16 protein-coding genes and 1 tRNA gene are annotated in these 15,252 nt (G+C 59.1%); 10 read left to right on the top strand and 7 right to left on the bottom strand.

Annotated elements, in window-relative coordinates; genetic code table 11:
• Positions 1-29 precede the first annotated feature (29 nt).
• A complete protein-coding gene (locus C1H69_RS05060; RefSeq protein ID WP_102652324.1) occupies positions 30-620 on the top strand; it encodes an NADPH-dependent FMN reductase in 591 nt (196 codons plus the stop codon).
• Between the two features lie 116 nt (positions 621-736).
• Positions 737-1,027 carry a DUF3375 family protein gene (locus C1H69_RS05055; RefSeq protein WP_102652323.1) on the top strand — a complete coding sequence of 97 codons (291 nt, stop codon included), beginning with the start codon at positions 737-739 and terminating at the stop codon, positions 1,025-1,027.
• Here C1H69_RS05055 and C1H69_RS24695 read toward each other — a convergent pair.
• Positions 982-2,346: a GNAT family N-acetyltransferase gene (locus tag C1H69_RS24695; RefSeq protein WP_102652322.1), complete on the bottom strand. Its 1,365-nt coding sequence runs from the start codon at positions 2,344-2,346 to the stop codon at positions 982-984. The two genes, C1H69_RS05055 and C1H69_RS24695, sit on opposite strands and share 46 nt — an antisense overlap.
• A 291-nt stretch (positions 2,347-2,637) precedes the next feature.
• Here C1H69_RS24695 and C1H69_RS05045 point away from each other — a divergent pair, with 291 nt between their 5' ends.
• From C1H69_RS05045 to C1H69_RS05030, 3 genes are all read left to right on the top strand, one after another.
• Entirely contained in the window at positions 2,638-3,714 is a 1,077-nt protein-coding gene (locus C1H69_RS05045) for an aldo/keto reductase (protein ID WP_102652603.1), read from the top strand.
• 26 nt (positions 3,715-3,740) lie between these two features.
• Complete coding sequence (locus C1H69_RS05040; RefSeq protein ID WP_102652321.1) at positions 3,741-4,787, top strand: aldo/keto reductase; 1,047 nt, start codon at positions 3,741-3,743, stop codon at positions 4,785-4,787.
• Positions 4,788-5,383: 596 nt separating this feature from the next.
• Positions 5,384-5,803 (top strand): hypothetical protein, encoded by a 420-nt coding sequence (locus C1H69_RS05030; RefSeq protein ID WP_102652320.1) that lies wholly within the window; start codon positions 5,384-5,386, stop codon positions 5,801-5,803.
• Positions 5,804-5,879: 76 nt separating this feature from the next.
• Here the strand turns inward: C1H69_RS05030 and C1H69_RS05025 are convergent, their stop codons facing one another.
• Positions 5,880-6,173, bottom strand: a complete 294-nt coding sequence (locus tag C1H69_RS05025; protein WP_102652319.1) for a helix-turn-helix domain-containing protein — start codon at positions 6,171-6,173, stop codon at positions 5,880-5,882.
• 200 nt (positions 6,174-6,373) lie between these two features.
• Positions 6,374-7,375 carry a GlxA family transcriptional regulator gene (locus tag C1H69_RS05020; protein ID WP_276308748.1) on the bottom strand — a complete coding sequence of 334 codons (1,002 nt, stop codon included), beginning with the start codon at positions 7,373-7,375 and terminating at the stop codon, positions 6,374-6,376.
• A gap of 301 nt (positions 7,376-7,676) precedes the next feature.
• On the opposite strand from C1H69_RS05020, the gene dctP reads away from it, so the two are divergent.
• The 3 genes from dctP to C1H69_RS05005 all read left to right on the top strand — a co-directional run bounded on the left by dctP (position 7,677) and on the right by C1H69_RS05005 (position 10,491).
• Positions 7,677-8,639, top strand: a complete 963-nt coding sequence (dctP, locus tag C1H69_RS05015; protein WP_240609815.1) for a TRAP transporter substrate-binding protein DctP — start codon at positions 7,677-7,679, stop codon at positions 8,637-8,639.
• Between the two features lie 65 nt (positions 8,640-8,704).
• Positions 8,705-9,214: a TRAP transporter small permease gene (locus tag C1H69_RS05010; protein ID WP_102652316.1), complete on the top strand. Its 510-nt coding sequence runs from the start codon at positions 8,705-8,707 to the stop codon at positions 9,212-9,214.
• Positions 9,211-10,491, top strand: a complete 1,281-nt coding sequence (locus C1H69_RS05005; RefSeq protein ID WP_102652315.1) for a TRAP transporter large permease — start codon at positions 9,211-9,213, stop codon at positions 10,489-10,491. Before C1H69_RS05010 ends, C1H69_RS05005 begins: the two co-directional genes overlap by 4 nt.
• Before the next feature lie 31 nt (positions 10,492-10,522).
• Here the strand turns inward: C1H69_RS05005 and C1H69_RS23785 are convergent, their stop codons facing one another.
• Positions 10,523-10,771, bottom strand: a complete 249-nt coding sequence (locus C1H69_RS23785) for a hypothetical protein (RefSeq protein WP_205738414.1) — start codon at positions 10,769-10,771, stop codon at positions 10,523-10,525.
• Positions 10,772-11,076: 305 nt separating this feature from the next.
• Between C1H69_RS23785 and C1H69_RS24370 the strand changes: the two genes are divergently transcribed.
• Entirely contained in the window at positions 11,077-11,337 is a 261-nt protein-coding gene (locus tag C1H69_RS24370) for a hypothetical protein (RefSeq protein ID WP_205738413.1), read from the top strand.
• A 157-nt stretch (positions 11,338-11,494) separates the two neighbouring features.
• Here C1H69_RS24370 and C1H69_RS04990 read toward each other — a convergent pair whose 3' ends face one another.
• Positions 11,495-12,439 carry an AraC family transcriptional regulator gene (locus C1H69_RS04990; protein ID WP_240609814.1) on the bottom strand — a complete coding sequence of 315 codons (945 nt, stop codon included), beginning with the start codon at positions 12,437-12,439 and terminating at the stop codon, positions 11,495-11,497.
• 221 nt (positions 12,440-12,660) lie between these two features.
• Between C1H69_RS04990 and C1H69_RS04985 the strand changes: the two genes are divergently transcribed.
• Positions 12,661-13,389 (top strand): SDR family oxidoreductase, encoded by a 729-nt coding sequence (locus C1H69_RS04985; RefSeq protein ID WP_102652313.1) that lies wholly within the window; start codon positions 12,661-12,663, stop codon positions 13,387-13,389.
• A 10-nt stretch (positions 13,390-13,399) separates the two neighbouring features.
• Here the strand turns inward: C1H69_RS04985 and C1H69_RS04980 are convergent, their stop codons facing one another.
• Together C1H69_RS04980 and C1H69_RS04975 are read right to left on the bottom strand one after the other, a co-directional pair.
• Entirely contained in the window at positions 13,400-14,482 is a 1,083-nt protein-coding gene (locus tag C1H69_RS04980; RefSeq protein ID WP_102652312.1) for an acyltransferase family protein, read from the bottom strand.
• 592 nt (positions 14,483-15,074) lie between these two features.
• A tRNA-Gly gene (locus tag C1H69_RS04975) sits at positions 15,075-15,149 on the bottom strand.
• Between the last annotated feature and the right edge of the window lie 103 nt (positions 15,150-15,252).

Genomic DNA, 15,252 nt, shown 5'->3' with positions numbered 1-15,252 from the left:
TCGTCCGCTCTCCGAGCAAGGGTTTTCCTATGTCCGACCGCATCCTCGTGTTCTATGGTTCCTATCGCTCCGATCGTACCGGTATCCGCCTGGCCGAGTACGCCGCGCGGACCTTGAGGGCCCGCGGAATCGAGGCGGAGCTGATCGACGCCAAACAGGTCGACCTGCCGATGCTGGACCGCATGTACAAAGAATACCCGCCGGGCGAGGCCCCGGAGGCAATGGAGACACTGGCGGGCAAGATTCGCGAGGCGGACGGCTTCGTTTTCGTTACCGGCGAATACAACTGGGGCATGCAGCCCGGACTCAAGAACCTGACCGATCACTTCCTGGAGGAATGGTTCTGGCGGCCAGCCGGCATCGTCAGCTACTCCGCCGGGCGCCTTGGCGGTGTGCGTTCCGGCATGCTCTGGCACGGTACGCTATCCGAGATGGGCATGGTGGTCATCTCCAGTACGGTGGCCGTCGGCCCGATCACCAAGACACTGGATGAAGACGGCAACCCCACCGGCGATCCTGGCCAATCACTCGAGCGCTCCTTCGCACGCTTCGCAGATGACCTTGCCTGGTGGACGGAAGCGGCGAAGCTGCAGAGGCAACGGACGTCGCCACCGTATTAAAGCCGGCAAATCGACGGTCCAATTGCGCTGCCGAATGCGTGCCGCGCCTTGCCAGTACCGACAGGAGTCAGAGACACTAGAACCTCAACGACACTGCCGGCCTTCTCCGAATCGCCATGGATTACGACTTCCTCACTACGCTGCGGCGCCATCACCCGGGTTGGCGGCTGCTGGCCGCCGAGAAGGCCCTGCAGTGGCTGGCATCCTTGCAGGGGCAGCAGTTCATCGGCGCCGAGTCGCGGCTGTTGACGGTATTCGAGCTGTTGCGCGAGATCAGCGAGGGAGCCGAAACCGACCCCCAGGCGCGTATCGCCGAGTTGAGCCGGCGGCAGGCGGCAGGCGGCGTTCGCGGCTTCAAGGATCACTTGACGGGGGAACCGGCCGTCGCGTCGAAAGCCGCATGGTAGGCGACCTGCCCATTCGGCAATTCGTGATCAAAGGACAAGGCCATGAAGTACTCCTCCGGCAAGCCTGGCAGCGTGAGCCCCGGCACTGTCCGAAAACCAAAGCGACCGTAATAACCGGGCTCCCCCAGCACCACACAGCCCGAAGCACCGCTAGCCCGCAACCGCTCCAGCGCCTCTCGCACCAGTGCCGAACCGATGCCCTGGCCCTGCCGCGCCGGTATCACCGAGATCGGCCCCAGCCCAAACCAGCCCGGCGTGCCATCCGACAGCGTGACCGGCGACACCGCGACATGCCCCACTACCTCGCCGTCCTGTTCAGCAACCAACGACAGGCTCAAGGCGCCCGCTTCACGCAGGGCACGCACGATATGCTGCTCGTTGTGGTCAGTGTGGGGCGCATCGAGAAAGGCCGCCACGGTGACTCGCTCGATGGCATCGGTGTCGGCTGGGGTCTCGGGGCGGAGAGTAAAAGGGTTGGCGATGTTCATCAGGTCTCGCATTTTTTCCTGGGTCGCCGTACCGCTAGCGGGCACGTAGGTGATCAGATGCAAAGGGATACCGTCGCCACCCGCCACTTGCAGGATGGCGTAATCGAACACCAGACGGCCCATGGTGGGATGGTCGTAGGCTTTCACGCCATCCTGAGGGAGCCTCACGTCATGTTCGTCCCACCACTGGGCGAATTCCAGGCTTTTCGACATCAGCAACCCGATCAGCTCGTTGAACCAGGGATCGTCGATGTAGTTGGCATAGGTCAGGCGCAGCTTGGCAACGCAATCCCGGGCATGGGCCTCCCAGTCCACGAGCATGTGACGCACCTTCGCGTTTAGGAACAACTGGTGGATCCCGTTCCTTTCGATGCCCGACATGCCGTCCAGGTCGCCGTGAACCACGGTAGCCGCCTGGTTCCAGGCCAGGATGTCGGAGCGAGCCCCCATGATCCACGCCGGGCAGCAGTCCAACTGATCCATCAGCCGTTGCAGTTGCGGGCTCACCACCGCCTCGCGGGCCGAACCGTTACTGCCATTCTCGGGCCCATAGCCACCAAGCGTCAGCAAGTGTTGCTGCTCGGCGGGTTCGAGCCTCAATGCGACCGCGATGCGCTGAAGCGCATCCATGGAGGGATGCACATTGCGTGTCTGTTCCAGCCACGCGTACCACTCCGTGCTGATGCCCGCCAATTCGGCGACTTCCTCGCGGCGTAGCCCGGGTGTGCGCCGCCGCGCACCACGCGACAGGCCAACGTGCTCGGGCTGTAGCCGAGCACGCCGAAGTTTCAAGAAGGTAGCGATCTCGCTACGACGTTCGTTGCTGAGCAATGCGGATTCCTCAGAGGGTGTTTACAAAACAGGTGAACGAAGGCAAGACAAGGCGAAATATCCTGAAAAAAGCGCAGCTTACACAATGTAAATGAGCATTTTGAGGGATATTTCAATGCAGTATTGCCAAGTGCAACCCTTTTGTAGACATCCTCTTAGGGGGAAGTGCGGATACCAGAATAAGGCATTCCTTAATCTCCGGTCAGCGCCAGCGTAATGTCCTCGTTGCATGCCGCGACCAAGCCCGACACGGTCGCCGATACCGCAACCCTTGATGAGGATGGCAACACGATGAGCCAAGCTCTCACGACACTGGATTCCTACCGGCTGCTCGGTCGCTCGGGCCTGCGCGTTTCGCCCTTGTGCCTGGGGACCATGACGTTCGGTTCCGACTGGGGCTGGGGCGCTGACGACGCGACCTCCGAGGCGATATTCCAGGCCTATGCCGAACGAGGCGGCAATTTCGTCGATACGGCCAATTTCTACACCAACGGGACGAGCGAGAAGATCGTCGGCCGTTGCATCGCGGGGGACCGGGAGCGTTTCGTCCTGTCCACCAAGTATACTCTCAACACGCGCCGTGGCGACCCCAACGCCGGCGGCAACCACCGCAAGAACATGATGCAGTCCGTGGAGGCGTCGCTGAAGCGGCTGGGCACGGATTACATCGACCTCTATTGGGTTCACGCCTGGGAATACCGCACGCCCATCGATGAGGTGATGCGCGCGCTCGATGATCTGGTGCGGCAAGGCAAGGTGCTGTATGTCGGTGCATCGGACTTCCCGGCATGGAAGGTCGCCGAGGCCAATACGCTAGCCGACTTGAGGGGCTGGTCTCACTTCATCGGCCTACAGGTCGAATACAGCCTGGCCATGCGTGACATCGAGCGCGACCTGATCCCTATGGCGATGGAACTGGGGCTCGGTGTGACACCCTGGTCGCCCCTTGCCGGGGGCGTACTGACCGGCAAGTACCGCCGCGAGGACATCGCCCACCGGCAACAGGCCAACGAAGCGGGAGCACTCGATGCCTTCGGTGGACAACAGCGCCTGTTACTGCCGGACGAAAGGCAACTGACCATTGCCGATGAGGTCAAGGCCATCGCCGAAGAGGTCGGACGCTCGCCGGCGCAGGTAGCGCTCAACTGGACGCTGACCCGGCCCGGCATCACGAGCACGATCCTCGGGGCCCGCCATGTGGCACAGATCGAAGACAACCTGGGGGCCCTGGCCTTCACGCTCGATGACGAGCAACTGATGCGACTCGACCACATCAGTCGGATCGATCTCGGCTTCCCCCATGACTTCATCACCGGTCCGTTCGTGAATGACATCATCACGGGCGGCACCTCCGTCGCAACTCGCTGAATCGACCTTCTTTCTGGAGTGTGATCATGCAATATCGGAAATTCGGCAATTCCGGGCTGTTCGTTTCCGAGCTATGCCTGGGAACCATGACCTTCGGCGGTGAAGGCGAGCTGTGGAGCAAGATCGGCGACCTCCAGCAGAACGATGCCGAAAAGCTCATTGCCTGCGCGCTCGATGCCGGCATCAACTTTATCGATACCGCCGACGTCTACTCCGCAGGGCTCTCGGAACGCATTACCGGACAGGCGCTGAAGAACCTCAAGGTACCGCGAGACGAGATCGTGGTCGCGACCAAGGTGTTCGGAGAAACCGGCCAGGGCGCGAACGCCAGGGGGCTGTCGCGCTATCACATCATGGAGAGCGTGAAGGCCAGCCTGAAGCGCCTGCAACTCGATCACATCGACCTCTACCAGGTTCACGGCTTCGACCCGGCCACCCCCATCGAGGAGACCCTCGCGGCTCTCGATACGCTGGTGCAACATGGCCATGTACGCTATATCGGCGCTTCCAACTGGGCGGCCTGGCAGATCGTGAAAGCGCTCGGCATCGCCGAACGCAAGGGCCTGGCCCACTTCCAGTCGCTACAGGCGTACTACACGCTCGCTGGCCGCGACCTGGAACGCGAACTCATTCCCATGCTGGAAAGCGAAGGACTCGGCCTGATGGTGTGGAGCCCACTCGCCGGCGGCCTGCTCAGCGGCAAGTACACCCGCGAAGGCCAGGCCGAGGCCGGCAACCGCCGCGACATCTTCGACTTTCCCCCGGTGGAGCTGGAACGCGCCCATGGCTGTATCGACGCCATGCGCGACATCGCCGACACCAAGGGCGTCAGCGTCGCCCAGATCGCGCTGGCCTGGCTGCTGCATCGACCCGCCGTGACCAGCGTGATCGTCGGCGCCAAACGCATCGGCCAGCTCGACGACAACATCGCCGCGACGCGAGTCACGCTCAGCAACGACGAGCTTGCCGAGCTCAACCGCGTCAGCGAACTCCCGCCCGAATATCCCGGTTGGATGTTCGAACGCCAGGGCGAGTTTCGGCGGCAACAGTTGATGGCATCCAACAAGCGGTAAGCAAGAGGCACTGGCTATTGGCCGACCAGCACGGAGCGGCGATCCGACGTCTTGGTTGGCCAGACAGCCATGTGCAGCGTGTGGCACGCGCGGCGTTCGCGGTGGGCTACGAGAGCGTATCGCAGTTCTCGCGGGAATATCGCCGGATGTTCGGCTTACCATCCGTCAAGGATACGGAAGCGATGAGAACCCGACAACACGCCACTAATTAACGGAAATAAAAGGCAACTTATTCCATGTTTTTAGCCCTATAACACTCTTCATAAGTAGGATTAGGCAATAATTAGATAGAAATACACCTATTGGTGTGACCTGCCTTTCCCTACTCTTTCCTAACGGTCACGTCGACCGCAACGCAACGTCCCATCCATGGCCAGGCAGCCACTTGCGGCACAGTTCGCTCAAACACCGCCACTCAGGTTGGCCCGATCGAGCCGCGCGAGGTGCCACCCACCGGCACGGAGGCGCTCGAACCTGCGCCACGAATCGAAAGCCATTCTTCCCACCGGCACCAGCAGCGGTACCAAGGCGCCCGCCGGTTGGCGATCCAGAGGCATCGTTTAGTGGCATGCAAATCAATGCAAGGAGATAAATCCATGAAATACGCAACCATCATGATGAAGACAATGGCCGCCGGTGCGTTGGCACTGGGCTTGATATCACAGGCCGCCGCGATGGGAGGAACCGGAGCACGTACGCTGGAACCGGGCACCTCGACCCTTCAGCAGGTAGCCGGCACGCAACGCTATGCTCTCGAGGTGGGGCAAGCGTCGCAACTGGACATCCGCAGCCGGAACGTCGTGGGATATGCAGGTGCACCTCACTTCCGTCTGAACGGGGTCTTGCTCGATGAGCAACGCAATGTCGTCGGCACGGCCGAGCAGGTAGGCGGCGGACAGATCGCCTTGAATCAAGCGGTACAGCCCGGCCGTTATGTCTTCGAAGTGCGTGGAAACGTCCTGGGCGGCAAGCGCGAGGGAGTGAACCAATACATCCTTCAGACCCGCCTCCTGTAACGCCACCGCTTGGCACCGACGCCCCATCGGGCCACCCATCAGGGTGGCCCGTTTGCGCATGGGTGAAGGCTCACATTCAGTGGGGCAGGGCCAACCCGGCTATCTGTGTGGGGGGCAATAGCGCAAGGGTGCTTTTCATCTCGCGCACTTCCTCGCCCGGGGGTCGGCCGAAGAAACGTTTGAACTCGCGGCTGAACTGGGACGGGCTCTCGTAGCCCACCTGGGCCGCCGCGGCCGCGGCGGCCGCGGCGGTCAAGCCATCCCGCACCATCATCAAGCGGGCATGATGCAGTCGTGTCGACTTGATGTACTGAATGGGCGATGTGCGCGTCACCGCCTTGAAGTGGGCATGAAAGGCCGGTGCACTCATGCCCACTTCACCGGCCAACCTCCAGTGTCTCGGCATAGTCGACATGAATGCGCCGCAGCGCCTTGGCGATCCTGCCGCAAGGTGCGCTAACCAAGTGCCCACTCTGACTTGACCAGAACCATCACCACCCCTCGACCATAACTACCTGGCTCAATGACTCATAGGCACGTATTTGGTGCATGCCGACAAACAGGAGAAGATCACGACAACTGCTGCAAGAACGTCTTGCGGAAGCGCCCAGGCGAAATATCGAACAATTGGTGGAAACAGCGCCGGAAGTGGGAAATGCTGACGAAGCCGGTGGCCACTGCGATATCGGGGATTGGCTTATTAGTCTGTTGCAACAACTGGCGGGCGTGGGTCAGACGTAGTTCCAGATAGTAGCGCGATGGGCTGGCGTCAACATGGTGACAAAACAACCGTTCGAGCTGACGCCGGGAGATGCCGACGCAATGGGCTACCTCGACGATCGACAACGGTTCGTCGATATTGTTGCGCATCAACTCAAGCGCCGTTTTCAGCGACTGTGGCAAGGCAGGGTTGCGATCGATGCTGGCTACCGAGACATCGATGACCTCGGTCATCTTGTCGCAGCTCAGCACTTCCTCGATGGCGCTGGCAAATGATTTGCCACAGTCGTCCCTGACCACCGCCAGCATCATGTCTAGCGAACTGCTGCCACCAGCGCAACTGATACGGTCGCGGTCCAGCACATGACTGTGGTTGGATATCCTGACCTTGGGAAAATCCTCGCTCATCATCGTCCGGCCATCCGGGTGATAGGCGCACTCGTAACCGTCCAGCAGACCGGCCTCGGCGAGGAAATAGGCACCGTTCCACAGCCCGCCAAGCACCACCCCGGCAGCATTGGCGGCCTTAAGCTTGGTCCGCATCGAGGCATTGGCACACAGCTGAACGCGATAGCCACCGCACAGGATCAGGATATCTAACTGGCGTTCGTCGAGTCGCGACAGTTGGCAATCAACCGGGATCTCGATACCCAGGTCGCTGAGTACCGTCTCACCTTCGGTACCCACCACCAGCACTTCGTACAGGGTGGCTGAACGCATCAGGTTGGCGGTGACCAACGCATCGACCGCCCCAGTGAAGGCCATCATAGAGAAATGCTCCACTAGCACGAAGGCAACCCGTTTGACCCGGGATGGTGTCGCGCCACCCCGATCGGAATCGATATACGCCATGTTCTTATTTTTCAATAAGCTCTCAAAGTGAGATCCCATGATGAAAGGTCTTCCCAGCAGGATTGAAAATAGCCCTCTCCATAGCATGTAAGCGCAAACTTCCACGTTGACTGAAGGCACACTCGATATCGGCAAATTCAACGCTGTCGCTAATCAACATGAAAATGTCGCAAGCGGTCTCCTGCAGACCAAGGTTACCACTCAAGATGATATTACTCCTTCATCTTGAGAGACAAAAACAATGAAAGACAAAAATTTATGCAAACTAGCCAAGATAGTGACACTGTTGAGTCTGACTACCATGATGGCCACAGCACAGGCCGATGCCATCACCCTCAACTTCCACAGTGGGCTGACGCAATCGCGTCCCGAAGCCGAGCATATCGACGCCTTCGCCAGGCTAGTGGAGGAAAAGTCCGGCGGTGAACTGAAGATTGATGTCTACCATGCTGGCGCACTTGGCCTTAGGGAAGCCGACATCCTGCGTACCCTGCAGCGTGGCATGGCCGACATGGCGCTGCTGTATGGCGAGTACTATACCCGCGACGCACCAGCTCTAGCTTCGATCTATGCCCAAGGCGCAATCACCCAAGCCGACCAGCACCTCGACATCCTGCCAGTAATTAAGGAGATGTACGACGATGGCTTCGCTAAATGGAATATCCATACGGTAGGTGGTGTGGTAGCGCCGATCTTCGACGTCGGCCTGCACTGCAAGGAGCCCGTCAACTCCCTTGAAGAGCTGCAGGACAAGAAGGTGCGTGTCTGGTCGCGGCATCTAGTCGAAACTTTCGATGAACTGGGGATAGCCGCCCAGGTGATCCCACAGAACGATATGTACATGGCGCTACAGACCGGAGTGGTGGACTGCGCCTACTACCTGTCGACGGTGGCTAAAACAGTTTCGTTGCAAGAAGTCACCAAGTATGAATCCTACCTGCACCCATGGGCCGCCGCACCGTGGATCTTCGGCATCAGCGAACGTGCCTTGGGGCGGCTCGACGACAACCAACGACAGGCGTTGGAGGAAGCGGGGCAGGAGATCTGGAAGACCACACGCGAACTCGCCGTCGATGCCGAGCGCGAAACGCTGGCGCGGGAAGAGCGAGAGGAGCTGGGCATCACCCTATTGGAGCCATTCTCCGACGCCGACGTGGAAACCTTCGTCACCGCCGCCTGGAAGACCTGGAAACGCATGGCCGAAAACGCAGGCGACGACGGTATCCGTTACTACGAGAGTGTCACTCAGGCGCTTTCTGAGTAACGACGATCCGGAAGTCGGCGGTCCTTGCCAGCTTTTCCCTTTCCTTTCCACTTTGGGCGATACCAATGCTGCGAAACTTCAACCTGCTGATCGGGAGAACGGCGCACTGCGCTTTTCTGCTCGGAGTGTCCAGCGGCGCGGTGATGACGGGGTTAATCTTCGTCAGTACGCTGATGCGTTACTTGGGTGGCCGGCCGCTGCGTTTCTCCGACGAACTGGCCGGCTTGCTGTTCCTGTCGCTAACCTTTCTGTGCTTACCACACGTGCTAGATAAGGGCCGTCACATTCGGATCGAGATCCTGCGGCAACTCGTGCCACCTCCCATGGCCAGGATCATGGACATCATTGGTACCTTGACGCTGTTGACGTTCTGCGTGGTGTTCGCCTATGAGGCATGGGATTTCATGGACTTCTCGCGCTCAATCAATTCGCGAGCCGATATCAGCGGTATTCTGCTGTGGCCATGGATGGCGATCATGCCGCTGTCCATGCTGCTGTGCATATTGGTGCAGTTTCGTCACGGTATACGCCAGCCCGTCGCCGACCGGCCACTGGAAGAGGAGGTATCACAATGAGCTGGCTACTGCTCAGTGGCAGCCTGATTGTGCTGCTCTCCAGCGGGGCGATTCTGGGTGCCGCGCTCGGCCTCACCGGGATGCTATTGCTGCACTTCCAAGCCAACGGAGCCACGCCGCTGGCGATCAATGCGTCCTGGAATATGCTCACCGACTTCACTCTCAGCGCCGTACCACTATTCATTTTCCTCGGTGAGATCCTGCTAGCTAGCGGTGTATCGCGACGGGTGTACAACGGTCTCACACCACTGTTCGCGCGGGTGCCTGGGCAACTGCTGCATACCAATATCGCAGTGTGCACTCTGTTCGGTGCGGTCAGTGGCTCCAGCACCTCCACCGCGGCAGCGGTTGGCTCAGTGGGCTATCCCGAGTTGAAGCAACGCGGTTACTCGCCCAGCGTGGTGGTGGGGACCCTAGCCGCTGGCGGCACTCTGGGATTGTTGATTCCGCCCAGCCTGGCACTGATCATCTATGGCGCTACTCAGAATGTATCGATCGGCAAGCTGTTCATTGCCGGCATGTTGCCGGGGCTGATGATCGCCTGTGCCTTCTCGCTGTGGATCATCATCCGTGCCAATATCGGCGCCGCAGTAACGCCGATCGCGAAGGATAAGATGGACTGGGGCGAGGTGGGTCAAGGAATGCTGGAGATCTGGCCACTGCCGATTCTGATTTTCTTCGTGCTGGGCACTATCTACCTGGGCATCGCCACGCCCACAGAATCTGCTGCGCTGGGCGTGGTCGCCAGCATCGTGCTGGGTATGACTTGGGGCGACCTAAATATAGTACGTTTGTGGCAGGCCTTTAAGCATGCCTCATTGATGTTTGCCGCCATCGGTATGATTCTGATTGGCACGGTGATTCTGTCTCAGGCCGTCAGCCTACTGGGCATTCCGCGTGCTGCAGTCGATGCGATCTCGGGATTCGGCCTGGGCCCCTACGGCATCCTGTTAATGATCGTGCTTGTCTATCTCGTGCTCGGTTGCTTCTTCGATGGCATCTCGTTGCTGCTGATGACCCTACCGATCACATTCCCTATGGTTACCAGCCTCGGCTTCGACCCAATCTGGTTCGGCATTATCGTCACTCTGCTGATCGAGATCGGCATGATTACACCGCCGGTAGGGCTCAATCTGTTTGTGCTATCGTCGATTTCCAACAACGATGTCGATCTGCCCTCTGCGGCCAAGGCTTCCCTGCCTTATTGGCTGATTCTACTCGGCGCAGTGGGGCTATTCACCCTATTCCCCGAGATCATTCTGTGGGTAACCCATTGAATTTAGTACCAGAATTGTGTGCCGATGTACTTTATTCGCTTTCTTGCGCAAGACGTAATGGCAGATATAACTGGCAGGAAGATGGCTGATCTCGTGGAACCAGCCAGCGTTGTGCAGCGCTGTGATGTAAGGTGGCATCGGCGCAGCGATCTCTCATCTCGATCAGATGACCTGCCACCGAATACTTCGATCCATGGGCATTGATCCAGCGGTTATTCTCGGACAACAGGCTAGCGATCACCGGCCCGATATCGTCCGGCAGGCCAACGCGGCCAAGCACAGCCGCCTCCGCCAACTACTTGTTGCAATCCGGGATGTCGTGGACGGCGCCACCGAGAAAGTTGGTCTCGACCGCCCAACAAGTGCCATGTTGCAAGCGCAACTGGCGCAAGAGATTATACTACTGGCCGTTGGCTGGCCAGCACGGTGCGGCGATCCGATACCTTGCTGGCCAATGGCCATGTGCAGAATGTGGCACACTCGGTCGTGGTGCTTTGAGCCGGATTTGCATAGATATTTCCGGCCGAGCGCTGGTGGTTGTGACCGGAATGAGCCCATCAACATTCTATCCATCACTTTCCCGCCGTGACCTCGTTCACGCCGCTGCAATTCCAGAAGCAATTGCGCCTGACCGAGGCACGCTGGCTGATGCTGCCGGAAGGAAACCGCGGGCAGCGCGGTGGTTACGGTGGTTACGGTGGTTACGGTGGTTACGGTGGTTACGGTGGTTACGGTGGTTACGGTGGTTACGGTGGTTACGGTGGTTACGGTGGTTACGGTGGTTACGGTGGTTACGGTGGTTACGGTGGTTACGGTGGTTACGAGAGCATGTCGCAGTTCACATGAGAACATAAATTGCCGGCCGTCAGGACACGGAAGTGATGAGAATACAGTGGAACATACGGCCTAGAGATGCACCAAATGAATATAGGTGAACCAGCGGCTCTTCAGACTGAGGAGCACATCAGGGTGGCCCGTTTGCGTATGGGTAAAGGGCACCCACTCAGTGAGGCTGGGCCAAGCCGGCCACCTGCGTGGGCGGTAATAGCGCAAGGGTGCTTTTCATCTCGCGCACTTCCTCGCCCGGGGGTCGGCCGAAGAAACGTTTGAACTCGCGGCTGAACTGGGACGGGCTCTCGTAGCCCACCTGGGCCGCCGCGGCCGCGGCGGTCAAGCCATCCCGCACCATCATCAAGCGGGCATGATGCAGCCGTGTCGACTTGATGTACTGAATGGGCGATGTGCGCGTCACCGCCTTGAAGTGGACATGAAAGGCCGGTGCACTCATGCCCACTTCACCGGCCAACCGGGCAACCTCCAGTGTCTCGGCATAGTCGGCATGAATGCGCCGCAGCGCCTTGGCGATCCTGCCGAACTGCCCCTGATGGGCCAGGGCCGCGCGCACGCTTCCTCCTTGCTCGCCGATCAGCACGCGATAGCAGATTTCGCGCACGATGGCGGGCGCCAGAATGCGCGCGTCGATGGGTGAGGTCAGCGCGTCGAGTAATCGGAGCGTCGCGTCCGCCATCGGCTCGCCTAGCGGAGTGGAGATCATGCCGCGAGGCGCGCCAATCGAGTGTCCACTCGACTGATCCAGGATCAGTACCAGATCCGCCACCACTGCCATGTCCAGGCGAATCGCCATGGCCAGCATCGGTTCTTCAGGGCTGGCCTCGGTTTCCGACGAGAAGGGCAGCGGCACGGAGAGCACGAGATAGTGCTGGGCATCGTAGAGATAGACCTCATCGCCCAGATAACCGCGCTTGCGCCCCTGGCAGACGATGACGATGCTCGGCTCATACAGTACCGGCGTGTGCTTCAAGGGACGGTTCGAGCGCAGAAAGCGCACGCCATCCAGCAACGACTGGGTGTAGCCCTCGTGGGGGGCGAGCCGATACAGCAGCTCGACCATCCGTTCATGGGGCGCTTGTATGACCGGTGATGCCATGGAAGGAAACTCACATTCTGCCGATATCACACGTAGAGTAACGCACCCCTGTCCCTTGATCTCCTCAAACACTTCCTCCCGATAGGATTGGGCAATCATGCAATAGAAACGCACCTGTCGGTATCGTCGGCACGTCCCTACGCTTGTCTCGACGGTCGCTTCGTAAGACCCGAACGAGCCACGTGGACCGCTACCAGTTACCGATACGGGGACACTCAACCATGAATCATGAATCGAAAGTCATCCTTCTCACCGGCGCCAGCAGCGGTATCGGCGAGGCCACGGCCCGCCGCCTGGCGAGTCAGGGCCATCGCCTGGTGATCGGCGCCCGCCGCACCGCGAGGCTCGAGGCACTGGCGCAAGCCATCCACGCCGACGGCGGCACGGTGGATTATCGTGCGCTGGACGTCACGCAGCGAGAGGACGTGCAAGCCTTCGCCGACTTCGCCCTGGAGACCCATGGCCGCATCGACGTCATCGTGAACAATGCCGGCGTGATGCCGCTGTCACCCGTCGCCTCGCTCAAGGTCGAGGAGTGGGACCGCATGATCGACGTCAACATCCGCGGGGTTTTGTACGGTATCGCCGCCGTTCTGCCGACCATGCAAGCCCAGGGTAACGGCCAGGTGATCAACATCTCCTCCATCGGCGGGCTCTTCGTCGTGCCCACCGGCGCCATCTACTGCGCTACCAAATACGCCGTACGCGCCATTTCGGACGGGCTGCGCCAGGAGAACGACAAGCTCCGCGTGACCTGCGTCTATCCCGGCGTGGTGGAGTCGGAACTGGCCAACACCATCACCGATGCCGCCGCGGCCGAAGCGATGGAGAGCTACCGTCAAATCGCGCTCAAACCCGATGCCATCGCCGCTGCTATCGCCCATGTGATCAACCAGCCCGATGACGTCGACACCAGCGAGATCGTCGTGCGCCCCACCGCCAGCAACTAGGTTCCAGAAACTAAGCTTTGTCCGTGGCTGTCGCTCCAGCCTTTTCTGTCGTGACCGATGTCCTGAAGGCACGAGTCATGATCGGACGCTCGAAAACGAGGTAGCTGTAGCGGGAGGCAATTGCGACCAAGACAACACAAACGATCATGTACACGATAGTTATCAGGATGCTTTGCATGCCTTTCAACGCCAAATAATATCCCAACCCGATTATGATCCCGAAGTGCCAGAGGTAGACGCTATAGCTTTCATCTCCAGCCCGGACCAACCAGGCCGGCACCGTAAGGCGCTGGTCTCGTTCAAGGCACATGATGCCATAAATCAACAGCGTAACCGGTATTGCCAGCGCCCAGATCCTCGCTATGTTGACGGTGGTCAAATCATCGATGCCGGAGACATATATCATTCCCGAACCAAGAAGTACGCTCCCCACGATCACAAAGAAGCGAGGGGCCACGGACCTCCAGCGATACATTGAACCTGCCGCAATTCCGAAGGCGAACTCAATGATGATAGGGTGGCCGAATACACCATGCGGGTTCAACCAGGCGGATAAAAAGATGGCCGCCACCAGAAAGAAGAATCCCAAACGACGGTGTCTTCCAAAAATAAGAATGGTAATCCCGACTGAAACGTAAAACAGCATTTCATATACCAGAGTCCATGCAACAGGGTGAAAAATTGGAACGTCTATTAGCATTATCTGCCTGAGCAACCCAATGAACGACTCCGGATTTAGGCGCACTCCTGCATAGTACGTAACGGCTGCGGTTACCCAGAATAATGGATAGATGCGAATTATCCGCTTTGCCAAGAACCGCAATGTCGCTGACAACCTGGGTTCATTGCTGTCTTTCCCGTAAAGCAGCACCATGATGGCGCCACTAATGACAAAGAATGCATCTACTCCAGCATGCGCCAGTACGCCAAAGTACGCGTACAGTTTAGAAAATACCGGAAGACCATTCGATACCATGGTCGCCACACTGAGCAAGTGGCCCGTTACGACGGCCCACGCCGCCACGGCTCTGACGGCCTGGATTGAAGAAAGCTTGGCATTGTCGTGCTTCTCCGCTGAGCGCACGCTCCACATGTCTTGTCCTTCCCGCACCTTCGTAGTGACTCGTAAAATCGGATTGACTTACCGAATCCAGCCTTGAATGGGTTCGAGGGCGCGTCGGACAACCGTAACGCCTTCTGCCTCGCTCCAGCATCTTATCGAACAATGCCTCTTTACCCACTCACCTTTCCTTGTCCCGACCCACACTCAGAGATTTACCCCGCCCTCAACACACCACGCCGGACAAAGGGCGGGGAGGCATAGGCAAGGCCCTGCGGACGGAATCAAGTAGCGGTGTTGGTTGTTCCGTCCCACCATCATACGCCAGGTGCACCACGCACGGATGAAACGCATCCATGAATTCCTGCTCGGTGAATAAACGACGCTAGACTAGAGCGGTCCTAGCCGGCGGCCGAATCAGTGCGGCAACGCCACCCGCACACGAATGGCAGAATGGCACCGGGATCGAACGGGCGATCCAAGGGGACCATCTATCTGCATCGATGGACTCAAAGATCACGGACATGGGGCGGATACGGATGGATATTTCTGGAATGGAAAAATGAACTAATGCCATATTTCTCAATGAACGACAGGACACGATGGACTTCTGCAGATCATGAACTGGAGCGGGAAACGAGATTCGAACTCGCGACCCCAACCTTGGCAAGGTTGTGCTCTACCACTGAGCTATTCCCGCTTGTCCCATCTGGACGACAGGGTCATCCAGCATCTGACGAATGGAGTGGCGTCCCATAGGGGGTTCGAACCCCTGTTCCCGCCGTGAAAGGGCGGTGTCCTGG

Origin of the sequence: Billgrantia endophytica (genome assembly GCF_002879615.1) — a bacterium.
In the GTDB taxonomy this organism is placed as follows: Bacteria; Pseudomonadota; Gammaproteobacteria; order Pseudomonadales; family Halomonadaceae; genus Halomonas; species Halomonas endophytica.
This window is presented reverse-complemented; position numbering and strand designations above follow the sequence as displayed.

Bases quoted from the DNA above. Each gene is read 5' to 3' on its own strand.
- C1H69_RS05020 (WP_276308748.1), bottom strand. From the start codon at position 7,375: ATGGCGTATATCGATTCCGATCGGGGTGGCGCGACACCATCCCGGGTC.
- C1H69_RS05025 (WP_102652319.1), bottom strand. From the start codon at position 6,173: ATGAGTGCACCGGCCTTTCATGCCCACTTCAAGGCGGTGACGCGCACA.
- C1H69_RS05030 (WP_102652320.1), top strand. From the start codon at position 5,384: ATGAAATACGCAACCATCATGATGAAGACAATGGCCGCCGGTGCGTTG.
- C1H69_RS05010 (WP_102652316.1), top strand. From the start codon at position 8,705: ATGCTGCGAAACTTCAACCTGCTGATCGGGAGAACGGCGCACTGCGCT.
- C1H69_RS05060 (WP_102652324.1), top strand. From the start codon at position 30: ATGTCCGACCGCATCCTCGTGTTCTATGGTTCCTATCGCTCCGATCGT.
- dctP (WP_240609815.1), top strand. From the start codon at position 7,677: ATGATGGCCACAGCACAGGCCGATGCCATCACCCTCAACTTCCACAGT.
- C1H69_RS04990 (WP_240609814.1), bottom strand. From the start codon at position 12,439: ATGGCATCACCGGTCATACAAGCGCCCCATGAACGGATGGTCGAGCTG.
- C1H69_RS05045 (WP_102652603.1), top strand. From the start codon at position 2,638: ATGAGCCAAGCTCTCACGACACTGGATTCCTACCGGCTGCTCGGTCGC.
- C1H69_RS05055 (WP_102652323.1), top strand. From the start codon at position 737: ATGGATTACGACTTCCTCACTACGCTGCGGCGCCATCACCCGGGTTGG.
- C1H69_RS04980 (WP_102652312.1), bottom strand. From the start codon at position 14,482: ATGTGGAGCGTGCGCTCAGCGGAGAAGCACGACAATGCCAAGCTTTCT.
- C1H69_RS05005 (WP_102652315.1), top strand. From the start codon at position 9,211: ATGAGCTGGCTACTGCTCAGTGGCAGCCTGATTGTGCTGCTCTCCAGC.
- C1H69_RS04985 (WP_102652313.1), top strand. From the start codon at position 12,661: ATGAATCATGAATCGAAAGTCATCCTTCTCACCGGCGCCAGCAGCGGT.
- C1H69_RS05040 (WP_102652321.1), top strand. From the start codon at position 3,741: ATGCAATATCGGAAATTCGGCAATTCCGGGCTGTTCGTTTCCGAGCTA.